A 19,405-nucleotide genomic window follows, 5' to 3' on the forward strand; every position below is an offset into this window, starting at 1 on the left:
CGGTGACGGCCCGCGGCGGTCTACAGCTTGGGGTCGATACGGGCGACCGCGCGTCCCAGCCGCGGGGTGAAACGGGAGATGAGGCGCAGGCCGTACGCCTCGGGCGTCACCGGCACCACGGCCCGGTCGCGGACCACGGCGCGCAGGATCGCCTCGGCGACCTTCTCCGGCGGGTAGTTGCGCCGCCCGTACAGCCGGCTGTACGTGTCGCGGCGGCGCTGCTGCTCCTTCTCGGAGACGCCCGCGAAGATCGTGGTACCGGTGATCCCGGTGTTGATGATGCCCGGGCAGATCGCGCTGACCCCGATGCCCTTGCCCGCCAGCTCCGCGCGCAGGCACTCGCTCAGCATGAGCACCGCCGCCTTGGAAGTGCTGTACGCGGTGAGGGATTTGGACGGCTGGAAGGCCGCCGCGGAGGCGGTGTTGACGATGTGGCCGCCCTGGCCGCGCTCGGCCATCTGCCGGCCGAAGGCCCGGCAGCCGTGGACGACCCCGCCCAGATTGACGTCGAGGACCTTGCGCCATTCCTCGGCGGTGGTGTCCAGGAAGGCGCCGCTCAGCCCGATGCCGGCGTTGTTGATCAGCACGTCCACCACGCCGTACTCGGCGGCGACCTTGGCGGCCAGCTTGTCCATCGCCCCTTCGTCCGAGACGTCGCAGCACTCGGCCCAGGCGGCCTGCGCCCCGCACAGCCGCGCCAGCTCGGCCGTACGGGCCGCCCCCTCCGCGTCCCGGTCGACCGCGACGACCCGCGCACCGGCCTCGGCGAAGGCGAACGCGGTGGCCCGGCCGATACCGCTGGCCGCCCCCGTCACCAGCACCAGGCGCCCGCCGAAGCGCTCCGCGTACGGGCCCGTGCCCACGGCCATCCGGGCGGGCGTGCCCTCCTGCCGCGCGGCCTCCTGGGCCGTGACGAACTCGGTGATCCAGGACGCCAGCTGGTCGGGGCGCGTCCGCGGCACCCAGTGCTTGGCGGCCAGAGTGCGCCGCAGCAACTGCGGCACCCACCGCTCCAGGTCGTCGTAGAGCCGCTCGGACAGGAAGGCGTCACCGGCCGGGGTCACCAGCTGGACGGGCACGTGGGCGTAGGCGTCGGTGCGGGGCCGGCGCAGCCTGGCCCGGACGTTGTCGCGGTACAGCCAGGCGCCGTGCGCGGCGTCCCCGGCCAGCGAGGCGGTGGGGTAGCCGCCGGAGGGCGGCCGCTCGGCCCGCTCCAGCATCCTCGGCCACCGCTTGCCCAGCGGCCCGCGCCAGGCGGCCTCCGGGAGGGCGGGCACGTGCAGCGCGCCCACGTACCAGGATCTGGCCCCCTGCCCGAGGAGCTGGCCGATCCGGCGCGGGGTGGGCCGGGCCACCCGCTCCTTGATCCAGTGCCCGAAGTGGTCCAGGGACGGGCCCGAGACCGAGGTGAAGGACGCCACGCGGCCCTCGGTGCGGGCGACGGTGACGAACTCCCAGCCCTGCACCGACCCCCAGTCGTGCCCGACCAGGTGGACCGGGGCCGCGGGGCTCACCGCGTCGGCGACCGCCAGGAAGTCGTCCGTGAGCTTCTCCAGCGTGAACCCGCCGCGCAGGGGTCCGGGGGCGGTGGAGCGGCCGTGGCCGCGCACGTCGTAGAGCACGACGTGGAAGCGGTCCCGCAGGCGCAGCGCGACCTCGGACCAGACCTCCTTGCTGTCCGGATAGCCGTGCAGCAGCACGACCGTGGGGTGCGCGGCGTCGCCCAGCTCCGCGACGCACAGCTCGACCCCGCCGGTGCGCACCCGGCGCTCCCGCGCCCCTTCGATCCCCGCGCCGTCCCCGCTCATGCGGCCGCCCTCTCTTCCTGCCAGCGCCGCACGTGCGGCAGATCGTCGTCGAGCCAGAACGCGCTCTCCTGCGGGTCCCGGGAGTCGGTGACCACCAGGAGCTCCTCGAACTTCACGCCCACACCCCGGAAGCCGAGGTGCGGTTCGACCGCCCACAGCCCGGGCCGCGGCGGGTGGTCGGAGAAGCGGTACGGGCTCCACAGCGGCGACCACCCCTCGCGGTGGCCGTGCAGGGCGTCCGACGCCAGCCCCTTCAGGGACTGCGTACCGAACCCGAACAGATGGGGCGACCAGCGGCGCTCCCGTACCCGCTGGACCTTGTGCGCTATCACCCCGAAGGGATAGGCGCGGTGCCGGTTGGCGTAACCCTGGCGCGCCATGAGCCGGTCCACGCTCTCGTAGATCTCCCGCAGCGGCCGGCGCTCGCGCACCTCGCGCAGGATCAGCGCGCGGTGGGCCTCGAGGTCGGCCAGCAGCCGGTCGTGCAGCGGATCGGGGCCCAGGCAGCCCGCGTAGCCGACGTCCGCGCTGAAGCCGCCGTGGATGGGGGCCAGGTCGAGGATGAACGGCATGCCCACCTCCAGCGGCTTGTCGGTGGGGAAGAACTGCAGCGGCACCCGGAAGCCCGTGAAGGCCGTGCGGTCGCCGAACCACGCGAAGGGCAGATGGAACCAGTCCCGCACCCCCCGCTCGCGCAGCCACTCCCGCTGCATGCGCGCCGCCCCGCGCTCGGTCACCCCCGGCACGAGCTGCGCCGCGACCGCCTCCGCGCAGGCGTACGCGAGGCGCTGCACCGCCCGGAACCCCCGCAGATCCCCGTCCGACCGCCCTGCCATGCCGTCCTCCGACCAAGTCCGAAGCCGCGCGCGCAAGTTGACAGCAACGAATGTGACAATGTCCGGCGGCTGCGTCAAGGGCCCGGGCGCACCTGTGGATAACCCCCGCCCCCACCGGCCCACCGCCCCGGCCCCCACCTCCCGCCGGGGCCACCCTTACGGGGGCGTCAGACCCGAGGACTACGCACAACCAGCCATCTGGTCTGACGACTGCTGTGGCCCGCGCCACTACCGTCGAATGTGTGACTGTGATCGCTACCGAAAGCCTCAGCAAGCGGTTCCCCCGGGTGACCGCTCTCGACCGGCTCTCCGTCGACATCACGCCGGGAGTGACCGGTCTGGTGGGTGCGAACGGGGCCGGCAAGTCCACGCTGATCAAGATCCTGCTCGGGCTCTCCCCGGCCACCGAGGGCCGCGCCCAGGTGCTGGGCCTCGACGTCGCCACCCAGGGCGCCGAGATCCGGGAGCGGGTCGGCTATATGCCCGAGCACGACTGCCTGCCGCCGGACGTCTCCGCGACGGAGTTCGTCGTCCACATGGCGCGGATGTCCGGCCTGCCGCCCACGGCCGCCCGCGAGCGCACCGCCGACACGCTGCGGCACGTGGGGCTGCACGAGGAGCGGTACCGCCCGATGGGCGGCTACTCCACGGGCATGAAGCAGCGGGTCAAGCTCGCCCAGGCCCTCGTCCACGACCCCCGCCTTGTGCTCCTGGACGAGCCGACCAACGGCCTGGACCCGGTCGGCCGGGACGAGATGCTGGGCCTCATCCGGCGCGTCCACACCGACTTCGGCATCTCGGTCCTGGTCACTTCGCACCTGCTCGGCGAGCTGGAGCGCACGTGCGACCACGTCGTCGTCATCGACGGCGGCAAGCTGCTGCGGTCCTCCTCCACGGACGAGTTCACCCAGGCCACGGGCTCCCTCGCGGTGGAGGTCACCGACACCGACGCCCACCCCGACGGCACCGCGGCCCTCCTCGCGGCCCTGACCGGAGCGGGCCTGACGACCCGGCCCGCGGGCCTGGCCGCCGACGGCTCGCCCTCGTCCGGCCACGTCCTCCTGGTCGACGTCCTCGACGAGGAGACGTACGACATCGTCCGCGACGCCGTCGCCGGCCTCGGCCTCGGCCTGGTCCGCATGGAACAGCGCCGCCACCGCATCGCGGAGGTCTTCAAGGACGGGGACACAGACGGCGACGCGGGTGCGGGCGGCACCGGCCGGCCCGCCTGGGGCGCCGACTGGGACCGCAAGGCCGGGGACAAGCGCGAGAAGCAGAACGGAGGCGCCGCAGATGCCGCCTGAGACCCAAGCCGTGACGACCGGCCGGCGGCCCGCCGCCCAGGACGTCATCCACAACATCGGCTACCGCAACTACGACGGCCCCCGCCTCGGCCGCGGCTACGCCCGCCGCTCGCTCTTCTCCCAGAGCCTGCGCGGCGCCTACGGCCTGGGCCGCTCGGCGAAGTCCAAGGTGCTGCCGATGACGCTGTTCGCGGTGATGTGCCTGCCCGCGGCGATCGTCGTCGCGGTCGCCGTCACCACGAAGATGGACCGCCTGCCCATGGAGTACACGCGCTACGCGATCTACCTCCAGGCGGTCATCGGCCTCTACCTCGCCGCCCAGGCCCCGCAGTCGGTCTCCCGGGACCTGCGGTTCAAGACCGTTCCGCTGTACTTCTCCCGCCCGATCGAACGCGTCGACTATGTGGCGGCCAAGTTCGCCGCCATGGCCTCCGCCCTGTTCATCCTCACCGCCACGCCCCTCCTGATCCTTTACGCGGGCGCCCTGCTCGCCAAGCTGGACTTCGCCGATCAGACGAAGGGCTTCGCACAAGGTCTGGTCTCCGTGGCTCTGCTCTCGCTCCTCTTCGCCGGCATCGGCCTGGTGGTCGCCGCCCTCACCCCGCGCCGCGGCTTCGGCGTCGCCGCCGTCATCGCCGTGCTGACCATCTCCTACGGCGCGGTCAGCACCCTCCAGGGCATCTCGCTGGACAACGACAACACCGCGGCCATCGGGTGGCTGGGCCTGTTCTCCCCGATCACCCTGATCGACGGCGTACAGACGGCGTTCCTGTCCGCCGGCACCGCCTTCCCCGGCGGCCATGGCCCCGGCACCGGCGCGGGAGCGGTCTACCTCCTCGTCGTCCTCGCCCTGATCGCCGGCTCGTACGGGCTGCTGATGCGCCGCTACCGAAAGGCCGGGCTGTGACAACCATCCACATCGACAACGTCTCCCGCTGGTTCGGCAATGTGGTCGCCGTCAACGACGTCTCCATGACCGTGGGCCCCGGCGTCACCGGCCTCCTCGGCCCCAACGGCGCCGGCAAGTCCACCCTCATCAACATGATGGGCGGCTTCCTCGCCCCCTCCACCGGCGCGGTCACCCTCGACGGCGAGACGATCTGGCGCAACGAGCGCGTCTACCGCCACATCGGCATCGTCCCCGAGCGGGAGGCCATGTACGACTTCCTCACCGGCCAGGAGTTCGTACGGGCCAACGCCGAACTGCACGGCCTGGGCGACCGGGAGGCGCAACGGGCGCTCGCCACCGTCGAGATGGAGTACGCGCAGGACCGCAAGATCGCCACGTACAGCAAGGGCATGCGCCAGCGCGTGAAGATGGCCTCCGCCCTCGTCCACGAGCCGTCCGTGCTCCTGCTCGACGAGCCGTTCAACGGCATGGACCCGCGCCAGCGCATGCAGCTGATGGACCTGCTGCGGACCATGGGTGCCGAGGGCCGCACGGTGCTGTTCTCCTCCCACATCCTGGAGGAGGTCGAGCAACTGGCCGCCCACATCGAGGTCGTCGTCGCCGGCCGGCACGCGGCCTCCGGCGACTTCCGCAAGATCCGCCGGCTGATGACCGACCGGCCGCACCGCTACCTCGTACGCTCCAGCGACGACCGCGCCCTCGCGGCGGCGCTCATCGCCGACCCGTCGACGGCGGGCATCGAAGTGGACCTCGGCGAGCAGGCGTTGCGCATCCAGGCCGTCGACTTCGGCCGCTTCACCGAACTCCTGCCGCGCGTCGCCCGGGCGCACGGCATCCGGCTCCTGACGGTCTCGCCCTCCGACGAGTCCCTGGAATCGGTCTTCTCCTACCTCGTCGCAGCCTGAAAGGAGGCCACCCATGTCGCTCTATCACCCGACCGTCGCCCGGCTCACCTACCGGGGCCTCCTCGGCCGCCGCCGCGCCCTGATCCTCTTCGCGCTGCCGGCCCTGCTGCTCGTCATCTCGGCCGCCGTCCGCGTCCTGGTCGGCGCCGACGACCAGACGGCCACCAACGTCCTGGGGGGCTTCGCGCTCGCCACGATGGTGCCGCTGATCGGCGTCATCGCCGGTACGGGCGCGATCGGCCCGGAGATCGACGACGGCTCGGTCGTCTACCTTCTGGCCAAGCCCGTCAAGCGCTCCACCATCATCTTCACCAAGCTCGTCGTGGCGATCGGCGTCACCGTCGTCTTCTCGGCGGTGCCCACCCTCATCGCGGGCTTCGTGCTGAACGGCAACAGCCAGCAGATCGCCGTGGCCTACGCGCTCGCCGCGGCGGTCGCCTCCGTCGCCTACAGCGCGATCTTCCTCTTCCTGGGCACGGTCACCCGGCACGCGGTCGTCGCGGGCCTGGTCTACGCCCTCGTCTGGGAGGCGCTGTTCGGCAGCCTCATCCCCGGCGCCCGCACGCTCAGCGTCCGCCAGTGGGCGCTGGCCCTCGCCCAGAAGGTGGGCGGCGAGGGTGCCATCACGGCGGAGGTGAGCCTCCCGCTGGCGGTGACGCTGCTGGCCGGTTTCACGGTGGCCGCCACGTACTACGCGGGACGCAAGCTCCGGTCCCTGACGCTCGCCGGAGAGGAGTAGTCGAGACCCGGCGGGGGGCGGCTCAGCGCAACAGCACGCGCGCGATCGCGATGTGCTTGCGCTGCAGCGCGCTCTCCCCGTCCTCGATGTCCCACAGGGAGTCCTGCAGCACCCGGGCCAGCGTCCAGGCCGCCGCCCGCTGCCGGTCCAGGCCCAGGACGTCCGTCATCAGGTCGAACCGGCGGCGTACGGCCCGCTCCACGTCACCCGTGGCGACCACCTCGTCCCAGCGGTCGCCGATCGCGGGCATCAGGTCGAAGCCGGGGTCGCCGACCAGCGGCTTGGGGTCGATGGCGAGCCAGGGCTCGCGGCCCGAGCCCGGCAGCGGGGCCAGCACGTTCTCGTAGTGCAGGTCCCAGTGCAGCAGCTGGTCGCCGGCTTCGCCGACGACGTCGCCGACGGCCGCCGCGCACGAGGCCAGCAGCCGTCGCTCGGCGGCGTCGGTCAACGCCGGGAGCGCACCCGGCACGTCGTCGAGCATCTCGCCCGCCACGTCCTCCAGACGGCGCAGGCCGGCCGGCGCGGGCGTCTTCTGCAGGCGCCCCAGCAGCGCGGAGAGCGTCAGCAGCGCGGCCTCGGCGTCCGGTACGTCCATCAGCGAACGGCCGCCGTCCAGCCGTTCCAGCAGCAGCGTGCCGGACGCGTCGTCCCGGTCGAGGAGGCGGACCGCCCCGTCGCCTCCCCACGCGTGCAGCGCGTGCGGCTCGCCGACGCTCTCGTCGGTGACCGGCTGCAGCTTCAGCGCGGCCGGCGAGCCGTCCTCGCGCAGCACGGGCAGGACGAGCGCCACCGCGCCGTGCGCGCCCGGCCCGTCGGGGCGCAGGTTCCAGTGGTCCAGGAAGCGCTCCGCCAGGTCCGGCAGGGTGGCGATCCACTCGGGGCCGCCCTCGCCCTCCGGCATGTCGTCATGGTTCTCGACCAGGCCGGCCGGGATCGTGATCCGGGTGGGTGCGTGCATGGCGGCGGGCTCCTCCTGTGGCGCGGGTGACGTCCTCATGGAGCCCAACGCCTCAGATCTTCCGATCGCGCCCGGCGCCCAGCCCCAGGAAGAGCAGCGCCGCACAGGCGACGAGCAGCAGGGCGACGGGCAGCGTCCAGCCGTCCGTCGCCTGGTGCACGGCACCGATGGCGAACGGTCCGACGGAGGCGAGGAGATAGCCCCACGTCTGCGCCATGCCCGACAGCCGCGCCGCCGTGTGCGCGTCGCGCGTGCGCAGCACCATCAGCGTCAGTGCGAGGCCGAGCAGACCGCCCTGTGCCACGCCCATCAGCGTCGCCCAGACCCAGGCACCGGCCACGGGGGCGGTCAGCAGTCCGGTGACGCCCGCCGTCATGAGGGCGACGACGGCGACGGCCAGCACGCGCTGGTCGCGCATGCGTCCGGAGAGCATCGGGACGACGAACGAACCGGCCATCTGCACGAGCGTGTAGAAGGCGTAGATGATGCCGGCCTGGCTCTTGCTCATGCCGTGGTCGGTGAAGATCGTCGGCATCCAGGCGATGCACACGTAGGCGATCAGCGACTGGGTGCCCATCATCAGCGTGACCTGCCAGGCCAGCGGCGAACGCGTCAGGCTCGGTTCGTCCGCGGCGCTCTGCCGGGGCGCCGGGGCCGTTGCAGACATGGCAGACGTGGCGGCCGTGGCGGCGCTGCTGCGGGCGTCACGGCGGCCGAGTACGGCCTGCGGGAGCCAGACGAGTGCCGCGACGGCCGCGAGCAGCGCCCAGGAGGCGAGGGAGCCCTGCCAGCCGCCGAGGGCGGTCTCCAGCGGTACGGACGAGGCGGCCGCGCCGGTGGCGCCGAGGATCAGCGTGGTGGAGTAGAGCGCCGTCATGCTCGCGGCCCGGTCCGGGAAGTCCCGCTTGACCAGGCCGGGCATCAGCACGTTGAGCAGGGCTATCGCGGTGCCGACGAGCGCGCAGCCGACGAAGAGGGCCACGACCGGGGGCGCGACGCGCAGCAGGATGCCGGCGGCCAGCAGGACGAGCGCGCCGCACAGCACGGCCTCGGTGCCCCAGCGCCGGGCGAGGCGGGGCGCGACGATCGAGCCCAGTCCCATGAAGACCAGCGGAATCGTGGTCACCAGGCTGCTCGCCGCCGCCGCGAGGTGGAAGTGGTCGCCGATCTCGCCCATCAGGGGCGAGACCCCGGCGAGCGCGGCCCGCATGTTGAGCGAGGCGAGGACGATGCCGAGCATCACGAGGGCGGGGTGGGCGCGGGCGACGCGCGGTCCGGCCGAGCGCGCCGGCGCGGCCGTGGGCGGCAGGGCCTCTTCCGCGTCGATCAGTGGTGTCTGCGGCCTCGATTCCGACATGGGGGTGCCTCTCCAGGGGTGGTGCGGGTGGTGCGGGGGTGAATGCGCGCCGACTGGTGCCGACGGGCGCCGTGGGGCGCCCGCCGGGCCGTGCGCGGCGCGGGGCGCGTCAGCGCTCGGTGAGCAGCGACTCGACCGCCTGCTTGGGCCGCTCCAGCAGCGCCCGCGCCGCGCGCCCGGCGGCCTCCGGGTCGCCGGAGGCGATGGCCTCCATGAGGGCATGGTGGTCGCCGTGGATGATGCGCGGCATGTCGTGGTCGCCCAGCGCGGTGACCAGCGCCTCGCGGACCGAGCTGCTGAACCAGGCGTAGGTCGCGGTCAGCGCGGTGTTGTGCGCGGCCTCCACGACGGCCCGGTGGAACTCGACGTCGTGGTCGGCGTACAGCTCGAGGTTCCCGGAGTCGGGCTGGCCCTCGGCGTCCTCGAACGCCGTCTGGGCGTCCAGCGCGGCGCGCATCCGCTCCAGGTCGGCGGGCTCGTGCCGCAGCGCCGCCAGCCGGGCGGCCTCCGCCTCCAGCGCGATGCGCAGCTCCAGGACGTCGCGCACTCCGGCGCGCCGCAGACCGCGCATGATCTCGCCGGGGTCGGCCGTGGAGACCACGAAGGTGCCCTCGCCCTGCCGCGAGCGCAGCATGCCGGCGTGGACGAGGACGCGTACGGCCTCGCGGACGGTGTTGCGGCCCACCTGAAGCTGTTCGGCGAGGGCGTGCTCGGTCGGGATGCGCTCGCCGACCCCCCACTCGCCGGCGGTGACCTGGGCGCGCAGCTGTTCCACGACGGTGTCCACGAGGGACTGGCGTCCCGCCGCTCGCAGTGCCATTTCTCCTCCGGACGGTGAGCCGATTCAACCGGTTGCCCAGTCATCCTACAACTCCACCACTGCGGGGCCCCGTCCTCCGGGCTACCGTCGAAAGGTGGCAGTCGACCGAAAGGTGACAGTCGACGGGATCCGTTCCTGGGTCCGATCCTCGCCCGGCACCCACATCTGGCTGTTGATCATCGGGATCACCAGCCTCGTCATCGCCTCGGCGAGCGAGGGACTGGAGAGCTTCCTCCTCCACCGCACCGGCAGCAACATCCACGAGCTCACCAAGCACCCGTTGCAGTCACTGCTCATCAGCGGCTTCTGGATCGCGGACCCGTCCTCGTTCCTGCTCTACGCCGCCCTCTTCGAGCTCGTCCACGCCAACGTCGAGCGCTGGCTGGGCACCGCGCGCTGGCTGGTCACGGTCGCCGTCGCGCACATCGCGGCGACGCTGATCAGCCAGGAGGTCCTGCTGATGGCGATCGAGAGCCACTCGGCGCCACGCTCGATGAAGCACGTTGTCGACATAGGCGTCTCGTACGGGCTCGCCGGGGCCTTGGGCGTCCTGGTCTACCGCGTGCCCCGGCCCTGGCGCTGGCTCTGTCTGGCGGGGGTGGTGCTCTTCTTCGCCGTGCCGCTGACGACGGGCGGCACGTTCACCGACGTCGGGCACGCGATCGCCCTGGGACTGGGGCTGGCGTGCCGGCCACTGACGCGCGGGCGGCCCACGTGGGCGGCGCCCGGGACGGCCCGGACGCTGGTGCCGGCGGCCGTCCCCGAGGCCGTCAGGCAGCGCCTCAGCGGTAGAGCCGCTCCAGGACGAGGGCGATGCCGTCCTCGTCGTGAGAGGCCGTCATCTCGTCCGCCACGGCCTTGAGCTCGTCGTGCGCGTTGGCCATCGCGACGCCGTGCGCCGCCCAGCCGAACATCGGCACGTCGTTGGGCATGTCGCCGAAGGCGATCGTCTCGGCCGCCTTGACGCCCAGCCGGCGCGCCGCCAGCGACAGGCCCGTGGCCTTGCTCAGGCCCAGCGGCAGCAGCTCGACTATGCCGGAACCCGCCATGGTCACGCCCACCAGACCGCCGGCGACCGTGCGCGCGACCTCCGCCAGGGCGTCGTCGTCGAGCTCGGGGTGCTGGAGGTAGAGCTTGTTCAGGGGCGCCGACCAGATCTCACCGGGGTCCGTGATCGGGACCGCCGGCAGCGGCCCCTCCTGGACCCGGTAGCCGGGACCGACCAGGACGTCGCCGTCCATGCCGTCACGGCTGGCGGCGAGGAACAGCGGTCCGACCTCGGCCTCGATCTTGGCGAGGGCGAGCCCGGCGAGCTGCCGGTCGAGCGTCACGGACGTCAGCAGTCTGTGCTCGCCCGCGTGGTAAACCTGCGCGCCCTGTCCGCAGACCGCCAGCCCCCGGTAGTCCAGCGAGTCCAGGATGTGCTTCGTCCAGGCGACGGTCCGCCCGGTGACGACGATGTGCGCGGCACCCGCCGCCGTGGCCAGCTTCAGGGCGGCGCGGGTGCGCTCCGAGACGGTGTCGTCGGAGCGCAGCAGCGTGCCGTCGAGATCGGTGGCGACGAGCCGGTAGGGCAGGGGGGAGCTGGGGCCGTCACTCACTTGGCGAGGGGCTCCAGGAGCTCACGGCCGCCCAGGTACGGGCGGAGCGCCTCGGGCACCCGCACCGAGCCGTCGGCCTGCTGGTGGTTCTCCAGCAGCGCCACGATGGTGCGCGGCACCGCGCACAGCGTGCCGTTGAGCGTCGCCAGCGGCTTGACGTTCTTGCCGTCGCGCATCCGCACGGACAGGCGGCGGGCCTGGAACTCGTTGCAGTTGGACGTCGAGGTCAGCTCGCGGTACTTGCCCTGGGTGGGGATCCACGCCTCGCAGTCGAACTTGCGCGAGGCGGAGGAGCCCAGGTCGCCCGTGGCGGTGTCGATGACCTGGAAGGGCAGCTCGAGGCTGGTCAGCCACTGCTTCTCCCACTCCAGCAGGCGCGCGTGCTCCGCCTCGGCGTCCTCCGGCGCGACGTAGGAGAACATCTCCACCTTGTCGAACTGGTGGACGCGGAAGATGCCGCGGGTGTCCTTGCCGTACGTACCGGCCTCGCGGCGGAAGCACGGGGAGAAGCCGGCGTAGCGCAGCGGCAGCTGGTCCGCCTCGATGATCTCGTCCATGTGGTACGCGGCGAGCGGCACCTCGGACGTGCCGACCAGGTAGAAGTCGTCCTTCTCCAGGTGGTAGACGTCCTGCGCGGCCTGGCCGAGGAAGCCGGTGCCCTCCATGGCGCGCGGCTTGACCAGCGCGGGGGTGAGCATCGGGGTGAAGCCGGCGGCGGTGGCCTGGGCGATGGCGGCGTTGACGAGGGCGAGCTCCAGCAGCGCGCCGACACCCGTCAGGTAGTAGAAGCGGGAGCCGGAGACCTTGGCGCCGCGCTCGACGTCGATCGCGCCGAGGGTCTGGCCGAGCTCGAGGTGGTCCTTCGGCTCGAAGCCCTCCGCCGCGAAGTCGCGCGGGGTGCCGACGGTCTCCAGGACGACGAAGTCGTCCTCGCCGCCGCGCGGCACGTCCGGGTGGACCAGGTTGCCGATCTGCAGCAGCAGGCGCTGGGCCTCGGCCGCGGCCTCGTCCTGCTCGGCGTCGGCGGCCTTGACCGCGGCGGACAGCTCGCCCGCCTTCTTCAGCAGGGCGGCCTTCTCGTCGCCGGTGGCCTTGGGAATGAGCTTGCCGAGCGCTTTCTGCTCGGAGCGGAGCTCGTCGAAGCGGACGCTGGACGACCTGCGCCGCTCGTCGGCGGAGAGCAGCGCGTCGACGACGTCGACGTCCTCTCCACGGGCGCGCTGGGACGCGCGCACACGGTCGGGGTCCTCACGGAGCAGGCGAAGGTCAATCACCCCTCCAGGCTACCGTTGCGCACTGCGGTTGCTCGACGCGATATTCCTTTTCGTGGTGATTTGCCCCCCTCTGGGGCAGCGGAAAAGGCGGTGCGACGTCAGGGCCGACCCGTGCGGGAATTTCCGGAAAACCGGAACAAGGCCGGAACAAGGGGGGCGTGGCAGGGGGAAAGGGCCCGCGTCCACGGGTGATCATCCTTGTGGAGGGCGGCAGTTGAAGGCGCCCGTTGTCCACAGGAATCAATCGTTCCGGTTCTTTGTCCACAGGGTGTGCGCGAAATCTGTGGATGCCGGAATCCCAGCTTCCGCCTCTTCTGTCATTCGTCAGAGTTTCTCCCGGCAAACATCACCCGGACACTCTTTGGGGTGGGATTCGCTCGCCCTAATGGGTTGTTCGAGGCTTTTCGGTAGACGGGGCGGGCAGGGGACCGCAGGCGCGGGCCTGTGGACGGTCCGGAGGGTGAGCGGGAGCGATTTGTCGACCTTGACCGTTTCGCCACACTTCTCGACAGCTCAATGTGTCGACTTATCCCCAGGTCGAGAGCTGCCTGTGGATAACTCTGTGGGTAAGGGGCGTTTCTCAGGCCCGGCCGTCCTGGCAGCGCGCCAGCCAGTCCGCCGCCGCCACGAAATCATGGTCCGACGTTCCCGGCCGCGGGGCCGCCGAGGCATGCGACCGGGCATCCGGGTCAACACCCGCACGCGGATACGAGCCCAGGAACCGCACCTTCGCGCACGTCCGCTTGAGCCCCATCAGCGCCTCGCCCACCCGGCGGTCGCTGATGTGCCCCTCGCAGTCGACGGAGAAGCAGTAGCGCCCCATGCCCTCGCCCGTCGGCCGTGACTCGATCCGCATGAGGTTGACGCCCCGCACCGCGAATTCCTGCAGATACTCCAGCAGCGCGCCCGGGTGGTCGTCGCGCTGCCACATCACCAGGGACGTCCGGTCCGCGCCCGTGCGGGCCGCCGGCCGCGCCGGACGGCCGGCCAGGACGAAGCGGGTCTGCGCGTTCTGCGCGTCGTGGATGTCGGTGACCAGCGGTTCCAGCCCGTACGTCGCCGCCGCGAACTCCCCCGCGAACGCGGCGTCGTAGCGTCCCTCGCGCACCAGGCGCGCACCGTCGGCGTTCGACGCCGACGACTCCCACAGGGCGTCCGGCAGGTTCGCCGCGAGCCAGTTGCGCACCTGCGGCTGCGCGACCGGGTGCCCGGTCACCGTCTTGATGTCCTCCAGCCGCGTGCCGGGCCGCACGAGCAGCGCGAAGGCGATCGGCAGCAGCACCTCGCGGTAGATCATCAACGGCTCGCCGGTGGCCAGTTCGTCGAGCGTCGCGGTGACGCCGCCCTCCACGGAGTTCTCGATCGGCACGAGCGCCGCGGCGGCCTCGCCGCCCCGCACGGCGTCGAGGGCGGCGGGCACGGAGACCATGGGGACCAGCTCGCGCGTGGCCGCCTCCGGAAGCGTGCGCAGGGCGGCCTCGGTGAACGTGCCCTCGGGGCCGAGGTAGGTGTAGCGGCTGGCCGACGACATCACGCGCGTTCCTCCGGATCGATCACCATGGGCTTCGCCACCCTACCCATGGTTCGCGGAGGCGTTCGGGAAAGCGTCCCCCCCGGTCCCGGCGGGGGCCTCACCCCTCCAGCAACTTCTGCCCCACGTACTCGCCTTCCGCGCAGCCGCCCGGCACCGCGAACAGGCCGCTGGCCTCGTGGCGCAGGAAACGGGAGAGGCCGTCGCCGCGGTCGAGCTTGCGCTGGACCGGGACGAAGCCCTTCATCGGATCCGCCTGCCAGGCGATGAACAGCAGGCCCGCGTCCGGGGCGCCGTCGTCGCGGAAGCCGTCGTGGTAGGAGAAGGCGCGCCGCAGCATCGCCGCCCCGCGGTTGGAGGCGGGCGACGCCACGCGCACGTGCGCGTCGCCCGCGATCGCCAGGACACCGTCGGGGCCGACCTTCTCAAGATCCGCCCGGGTCTTCTCCGTACCGCCCGACAGCGGTGCGCCGTCCGACTTCCGGCGGCCGATGACCTTCTCCTGTTGCGCCACCGTCAGGTTGTCCCAGCTGTCGAGCAGCATCCGGATGCGCCGGAAGACGACGTACGAGCCGCCCGCCATCCACGCGTCGGCGCCGGTGCGGTCGTCGGGGACGAACACGCGCTGGTTGAAGTTGGCGTCGGACGGCTTGGGGTTGTTGGTGCCGTCGATCTGGCCCATCAGATTGCGGCCGGTCATCGGCTGGTCGGTGGCGCCCGGCGTGCGGTTGAAGCCGTTCATCTGCCAGCGCAGCCGGGCCGTGCCCGCCGCCTGCTTCTGGATCGTCCGCAGCGCGTTGAACGCGACGAGCGCGTCGTCGGCGCCGATCTGCACCCACAGGTCCCCTTCGCTGCGCTTGGGGTCGAGCGCGTCGGCGGTGAACGCGGGCAGCGGCTCGAGCGCGGCGGGCCGCTTGTCCACCAGCCCGGTGCGGTCGAAGAAGGTGCGGCCGAAGCCGAAGGTGACCGTCAGGGACGACGGCCCCGCGTCCAGGGCGATGCCCAGGTCGCCGCCCTGGGGCGTGTTGCCCGCCGCCATCGCCGCCGCCGTGTCCGACCAGCGGCGCAGCAGGGCCGCCGCCGCCTTGCGGTCGGCGCCGGGCACCAGGTCGAAGGCGACCAGATGGCCGTGCGCCTGCGAGGGCTCGACGATGCCCGCCTGGTGGGGGCCGTGGAACGGCACGACGGCCGCCCCGACGGAGGACAGCGGCTCGGGTTTGCCGCCCACGGCCGAGGCGCCGGCCGCGCCGGCGACGCCGCCCACGACGAGCGCGGCCGCTCCGGCGGCTCCGGCGGTGCCCAGCAGCCGCCGTCTGGAGACCGCGGAGATGCCGGTGGTGGCGGATGTGGTGCCGGCCTTCTCGGCGGGCGCGGTGTCAGTCTTGTCAGCCATCAATTGATCTTCACGTTTTCGATCTCGGTGACCTGGTCGATGTCCGAGGTCCGTACGGTCAGGGACAGCTGCCAGTCGCCGGCCATGGGGAGTTGGAAACCGGTTGCCTGCCAGTGGCCGGCGGACTGACGCTCCAGCGCGGCCCGCAGGGGACCGATCTGTTTTTCTCTCTCCGTCAAGGACAGTGTCAGCTCAGGTACGTCCACAGGGCGGCCGGAGGGGTCCGAGAGAGTGACGGAGACGGTGTTGGCGCCCGTACGCGCGGGATCGATGCTGACGCGGGCCGTGCCGCGGCCGTTCCGGCCGCCCGTGTCGTAGGCGATCCGTACCTCGGCCGGCCCGGTGGCCGGCGCGGCCGGGGCCCCGGCGCGCTGTTGTCCGGCCTCCGCGCGGCCGGGCTGGGTGCCGGTGAGCAGCGTGGTGACGGCCAGCAGGACGACGGCGATCGCCGCCTCGGCGAGGACCGAGCGGCGCAGTCCGCCGCGGTTCTCGTCCGCGTCGCGCTCGCGCCTGCCGGCGGCCTTGTCGAGCGCGGCCTGCTGCCGCGCGAGCTGGGCGGCCCGCACGGGGTCCCCCGCGGCGGGCCTGCCGACGGGACCCTGGGTCTTCTTCACGGCCGGCGCCCTGGGTACGGCCGCGCCCGCCGGACGTCCGGCGGTGGCGGAGTCGGCGAGCCGGCCCGTCCACCGGCGCGAGAAGAAGGCGGCGCCCAGCATGGCGGCCACCAGGGCCACCTTGAGCAGCAGCCAGCGCCCGTACTCCGTGCCCGTGAGCGTGCTCCACGAGAAGCCGACCTGCCGCCAGGACTGGTAGAGGCCGGTGACCACCAGCACGCACACCGACGCGAACGCCATGCGCGAGAAGCGCTCGACCGCCGTCTGCGGCACGGTCCCGCCCGAGAACAGCGCGGCCAGCAGCGCCGCCAGGCCGCCCAGCCAGAGCGCCGCGGCCAGCAGGTGGGCCACGTCGACCGGCATGGCGAGCCAGGGCTGGATCCCGGCCGACGCGTGCTCGGCCATCGCCCACGTCGCCGCCAGCCCGCCCGCGACGACGAAGCCGCCGATCCCGAGCCCGTACGCGAGGTTCCGGCGCCCGCCGGAGGACACGCGCGCGTTCTCCTCCTTTTCCTCCCCGGCGTACGAACCGAACAGCACCGCCAGGAAGACGGCCGCCGCGCTCAGCAGGAGCAGCCGGGACAGCAGCGCCGCGCCCGGCTTGGTGGCCAGCGCGTCGCCGAGCAGCGTCAGGTCGGCGACGGAGCCCAGCCCCTTGCCGCTCGTATAGGCGCCCCGCAGCAGCAACAGCGCCACCGTCGAGACGAACAGCGCGACCCAGCCTGCCACCGCGACCCGCTGCACGGGCCGCGTCGAGCGGCACACGCCGGCGAAGGCACAGCCGCCGACGAGCAGGACGAAGCCCCCGTACGCCGCATAGCGGCCGATCCCGTAGAACGCGCCGACGGTCGGGTCGATGGCGGTGGCCGCCGTCCGTACCGTCACCGACGTCTTCGAGGGCGCGCCGATGGAGAAGGTGAAGGCCCCGGCCACCGGGTGGCTGTCCGCCGAGACCGCCTGCCAGGCCACCGTGTAGGTGCCGTCGGCGATCCCGCCGCGCAGCGCGACGGCCGCCGTCTCGGACTTGCCGTCGACGTGCGCCGGCCGGCCCTCGTCGACGCGCTCGCCGCGCGGGTCCAGGACCCGCACCGAGTCGGCGCTCAGCAGCACCCCCTCGGAGAAGGCGAGGCTGACCTGCCGGGGCGCGGCAGCCACCACCGACCCGTCGGCGGGGTCGGTGGAGGTGAGCGCCGCGTGGGCCGACGCGGTGCCCGCGCCGAGGGTCAGCGAGCACAGCAGTGCGGCGAGCAGCGTGCCGAGCAGTGCCGCCAGTCGTGCGGCGGCCCGGGGCGGCCCGGTGAACGGGGTCTTCATCGCACGTCAGTCCTTGGGACGGTAGGTCGCGCTCTCGACGGGCACCTTGATCTTGATGGGTGCCGAGGTGGCGAAGTGCAGCGTGAACTCGACCTTCTCGCCCTTCTTCGGCTTGTGGCCGAGCTTGCCGAGCATCAGGTGCGTGCCGCCGCGCGTGAGCGTCAGCCTGCCCTTCGCGGGCACCTCCAGCTGCCGCGCGTGCTTCATCTGCGAGCCCTCGGTGGTGTGCAGCGTGACCTCCGGCGAGAGCGGGCTGGTGACCTTGGTGAGCTGGTCGGCCTTGCCACCGTCGTTGGTGACGGTGAAGTAGGCGGCGGCCATGTCGGTCATCGCCGGCTGCGGCAGGTAGGCGCCGCTGACGGACAGCGCGGGCTTGCCGGGGGAGAGGGCGTTCTTCTCCGACTGGCAGCCGGTGGTCAGCAGCAGGCCCGCGGCGACGGCGAGCGGCAGGACGGCGGCGGTGGCGGCGGTGGCGGTGCTGGACTTGCGCATCACGGGTTCTCCCCCTTGACGATCTGCGGGAGATCCTTGGCGTACTGCTCGGACGTGGTGGAAGCGGTGTAGAGCCAGTGGCCGGAGTCGTCCTTCGGCGAGAAGCCGACGACCTCGGCGCCGTGGCTGACGGTCACGGAGCCGTCCTTCTCCTTCTTGGGCGGCTCGACGAGGATGCCGAGCGGCTTGGCGGCCGCCTGGATCGTGGCGAAGTCGCCGGTCAGACCGACTATGTCCTGGCCGCCCTGGGCGTCCAGCCACTCGCGCATCCTCTTGGGGGTGTCGCGCTCGGGGTCGGTCGTCACGAAGACGATCTGGAGCTTTTCCTGGTCCGCCTTCGGCAGCTTCTTCTCGGCGGCCGCGATGTCGGAGACGACCGTCGAGCAGACGTCGGGGCAGTAGGTGTAGCCGAAGTAGAGCAGGACCGGCCGGCCCTTGGTCTCCTTGACCAGCTCGTAGGTCTTCTCCGACGTGTCCTTCAGGACCAGGTCGGGCTTGGCCTTGGGCGAGTCCAGGACGATCGCCCCGGCCTTCGTGGGCTCGGCCGAGACGTCGGCGGCGGGCTTGTCGCCCCCGCCGCCCGAGCCGTCGCAGGCGGTCAGGGCGAGCGCGGCGGCCGTGGCCAGGGCCGCGCCCAGGATCTTGGTGCGCATGGAGTGCTTCTTCTCCAGGGAGTGGGTCGGTGCCGTCCCGTCGGGCGGTGCGAGCGCCCGCCCGACGGGACCTTCCGTGCTGTGGTGCCGTACGGGGTGCGTCAGGCGGCGGACCGGCGGCGGCCGGCGAGCACGCCGAACGCGGCGCCGGCCACGCCGACGACGATGCCGGCGACGGCGAGGACCCGGGCGGTGGTGTCCGAACCGCCGTCGGAGCCGGCGGCCTTCTCGTCCTTGGCGGCGGCCGCGGCGGCCGTGCCGTCCTTCGCCTCCTTGCCGTCCGTCTTGCCGGCCGGACCGGTGGAGCCCTTGGCGACGAGCTTGAGGACCGGGGCCGGGTGATCGGCCTCGTGACCGCCCGGCGTGGACGCGTCGATCCAGCGGACGACCTCGTCGTCGGAGTAGGTCTGCAGCGCCTTGAAGACCAGCTCGTCGGCGTCGGTGGGCAGCTTGCCGACCGACAGCGGGAACTGCTGGAACTGCCCCGGCTCGATCTTGCCGCCGCTCCAGGTCACCTTGCTGACGGCCTCGTTGATCTCCTTGCCGTGCATCTGCACCGGCTTGTCGAGCTTGGTCTTCTCGACCTTGACCTCCCAGCCCGGCACCGCCTGCGGCATCACCGAGACCAGCGGGTGCTTGGGGTCGAGGCTGAGCTCGAGCTTCACGGTCGAGGCGTTGTCCTTCTCGTTCGGCACCTTGATGTTGATGGTGCTGTAGCCGCCCTTCTCGGCGGTGCCCGGCTGCACGCTCACGTGCGCGAAGGCGGGGCCGGCGAGCAGCAGCAGGCTGCCGGCGGCGATGCCGCCGACAAGAGAGGTACGAACGGCGCGAAGGCGCGATGCGGTCATGGGAAAACACTCCACAGGCAGGAGGGAAGGAAAGGGATGGCGCGCGTG

At 72.5% G+C, this 19,405-nt stretch carries 18 protein-coding genes; 5 read left to right on the forward strand and 13 right to left on the reverse strand.

Translation table 11 applies throughout. From position 1 onward, the window contains the following. Positions 1-20: 20 nt before the first annotated feature. Both ABZ956_RS05270 and ABZ956_RS05275 read right to left on the reverse strand, forming a co-directional pair. Entirely contained in the window at positions 21-1,808 is a 1,788-nt protein-coding gene (locus tag ABZ956_RS05270; RefSeq protein WP_361887225.1) for an SDR family oxidoreductase, read from the reverse strand. After that, complete coding sequence (locus tag ABZ956_RS05275) at positions 1,805-2,644, reverse strand: M24 family metallopeptidase (RefSeq protein ID WP_361887228.1); 840 nt, start codon at positions 2,642-2,644, stop codon at positions 1,805-1,807. The genes ABZ956_RS05270 and ABZ956_RS05275 overlap by 4 nt, the downstream gene beginning before the upstream one ends. A gap of 215 nt (positions 2,645-2,859) precedes the next feature. On the opposite strand from ABZ956_RS05275, the gene ABZ956_RS05280 reads away from it, so the two are divergent. The 4 genes from ABZ956_RS05280 to ABZ956_RS05295 are packed head-to-tail and all read left to right on the forward strand — an operon-like array spanning position 2,860 to position 6,502. Then, a complete protein-coding gene (locus ABZ956_RS05280; RefSeq protein WP_361887231.1) occupies positions 2,860-3,948 on the forward strand; it encodes an ABC transporter ATP-binding protein in 1,089 nt (362 codons plus the stop codon). Further along, complete coding sequence (locus tag ABZ956_RS05285; protein ID WP_361887234.1) at positions 3,938-4,855, forward strand: ABC transporter permease subunit; 918 nt, start codon at positions 3,938-3,940, stop codon at positions 4,853-4,855. Before ABZ956_RS05280 ends, ABZ956_RS05285 begins: the two co-directional genes overlap by 11 nt. Next, on the forward strand, positions 4,852-5,763 hold the full coding sequence (locus ABZ956_RS05290; RefSeq protein WP_361887237.1) for an ABC transporter ATP-binding protein: 912 nt from the start codon (positions 4,852-4,854) through the stop codon (positions 5,761-5,763). Before ABZ956_RS05285 ends, ABZ956_RS05290 begins: the two co-directional genes overlap by 4 nt. 13 nt (positions 5,764-5,776) lie before the next feature. Then, a complete protein-coding gene (locus ABZ956_RS05295) occupies positions 5,777-6,502 on the forward strand; it encodes an ABC transporter permease subunit (RefSeq protein ID WP_361887240.1) in 726 nt (241 codons plus the stop codon). A 22-nt stretch (positions 6,503-6,524) separates the two neighbouring features. On the opposite strand, the gene ABZ956_RS05300 is transcribed toward ABZ956_RS05295, so the two are convergent. The 3 genes from ABZ956_RS05300 to ABZ956_RS05310 form a co-directional block, all read right to left on the reverse strand. Then, positions 6,525-7,460 (reverse strand): aminoglycoside phosphotransferase family protein, encoded by a 936-nt coding sequence (locus tag ABZ956_RS05300; RefSeq protein WP_361887243.1) that lies wholly within the window; start codon positions 7,458-7,460, stop codon positions 6,525-6,527. A 52-nt stretch (positions 7,461-7,512) separates the two neighbouring features. Continuing rightward, on the reverse strand, positions 7,513-8,817 hold the full coding sequence (locus ABZ956_RS05305) for an MFS transporter (protein ID WP_361887246.1): 1,305 nt from the start codon (positions 8,815-8,817) through the stop codon (positions 7,513-7,515). Positions 8,818-8,926: 109 nt separating this feature from the next. Then, on the reverse strand, positions 8,927-9,637 hold the full coding sequence (locus ABZ956_RS05310) for an FCD domain-containing protein (protein ID WP_361887248.1): 711 nt from the start codon (positions 9,635-9,637) through the stop codon (positions 8,927-8,929). Between the two features lie 94 nt (positions 9,638-9,731). Here ABZ956_RS05310 and ABZ956_RS05315 point away from each other — a divergent pair, with 94 nt between their 5' ends. Continuing rightward, on the forward strand, positions 9,732-10,499 hold the full coding sequence (locus tag ABZ956_RS05315; RefSeq protein ID WP_361887251.1) for a rhomboid-like protein: 768 nt from the start codon (positions 9,732-9,734) through the stop codon (positions 10,497-10,499). On the opposite strand, the gene ABZ956_RS05320 is transcribed toward ABZ956_RS05315, so the two are convergent. From ABZ956_RS05320 to ABZ956_RS05355, 8 genes are all read right to left on the reverse strand, one after another. Continuing rightward, positions 10,420-11,238 (reverse strand): HAD family hydrolase, encoded by an 819-nt coding sequence (locus ABZ956_RS05320; RefSeq protein ID WP_361887253.1) that lies wholly within the window; start codon positions 11,236-11,238, stop codon positions 10,420-10,422. The genes ABZ956_RS05315 and ABZ956_RS05320 overlap by 80 nt on opposite strands. After that, a complete protein-coding gene (serS, locus tag ABZ956_RS05325; protein ID WP_361887256.1) occupies positions 11,235-12,512 on the reverse strand; it encodes a serine--tRNA ligase in 1,278 nt (425 codons plus the stop codon). Before serS ends, ABZ956_RS05320 begins: the two co-directional genes overlap by 4 nt. Positions 12,513-13,092: 580 nt before the next feature. After that, a complete protein-coding gene (gene pheA / locus ABZ956_RS05330) occupies positions 13,093-14,043 on the reverse strand; it encodes a prephenate dehydratase (RefSeq protein WP_361887257.1) in 951 nt (316 codons plus the stop codon). A gap of 100 nt (positions 14,044-14,143) precedes the next feature. Continuing rightward, the gene (gene efeB / locus ABZ956_RS05335) at positions 14,144-15,436 is read right to left on the reverse strand and encodes an iron uptake transporter deferrochelatase/peroxidase subunit (RefSeq protein ID WP_361887259.1); all 1,293 of its coding nucleotides are present in this window, start codon (positions 15,434-15,436) and stop codon (positions 14,144-14,146) included. Then, positions 15,436-17,364 carry a FixH family protein gene (locus ABZ956_RS05340; RefSeq protein ID WP_361887261.1) on the reverse strand — a complete coding sequence of 643 codons (1,929 nt, stop codon included), beginning with the start codon at positions 17,362-17,364 and terminating at the stop codon, positions 15,436-15,438. Before ABZ956_RS05340 ends, efeB begins: the two co-directional genes overlap by 1 nt. Positions 17,365-17,370: 6 nt before the next feature. Continuing rightward, complete coding sequence (locus tag ABZ956_RS05345) at positions 17,371-17,856, reverse strand: copper chaperone PCu(A)C (RefSeq protein WP_361887264.1); 486 nt, start codon at positions 17,854-17,856, stop codon at positions 17,371-17,373. Beyond that, on the reverse strand, positions 17,856-18,509 hold the full coding sequence (locus tag ABZ956_RS05350; protein WP_361887267.1) for an SCO family protein: 654 nt from the start codon (positions 18,507-18,509) through the stop codon (positions 17,856-17,858). Before ABZ956_RS05350 ends, ABZ956_RS05345 begins: the two co-directional genes overlap by 1 nt. 101 nt (positions 18,510-18,610) lie before the next feature. Further along, entirely contained in the window at positions 18,611-19,357 is a 747-nt protein-coding gene (locus ABZ956_RS05355) for a YcnI family protein (protein ID WP_361887270.1), read from the reverse strand. Positions 19,358-19,405 lie beyond the last annotated feature (48 nt).

The organism is Streptomyces sp. NPDC046261, from assembly GCF_040646235.1.
In the GTDB taxonomy this organism is placed as follows: Bacteria; Actinomycetota; Actinomycetes; order Streptomycetales; family Streptomycetaceae; genus Streptomyces.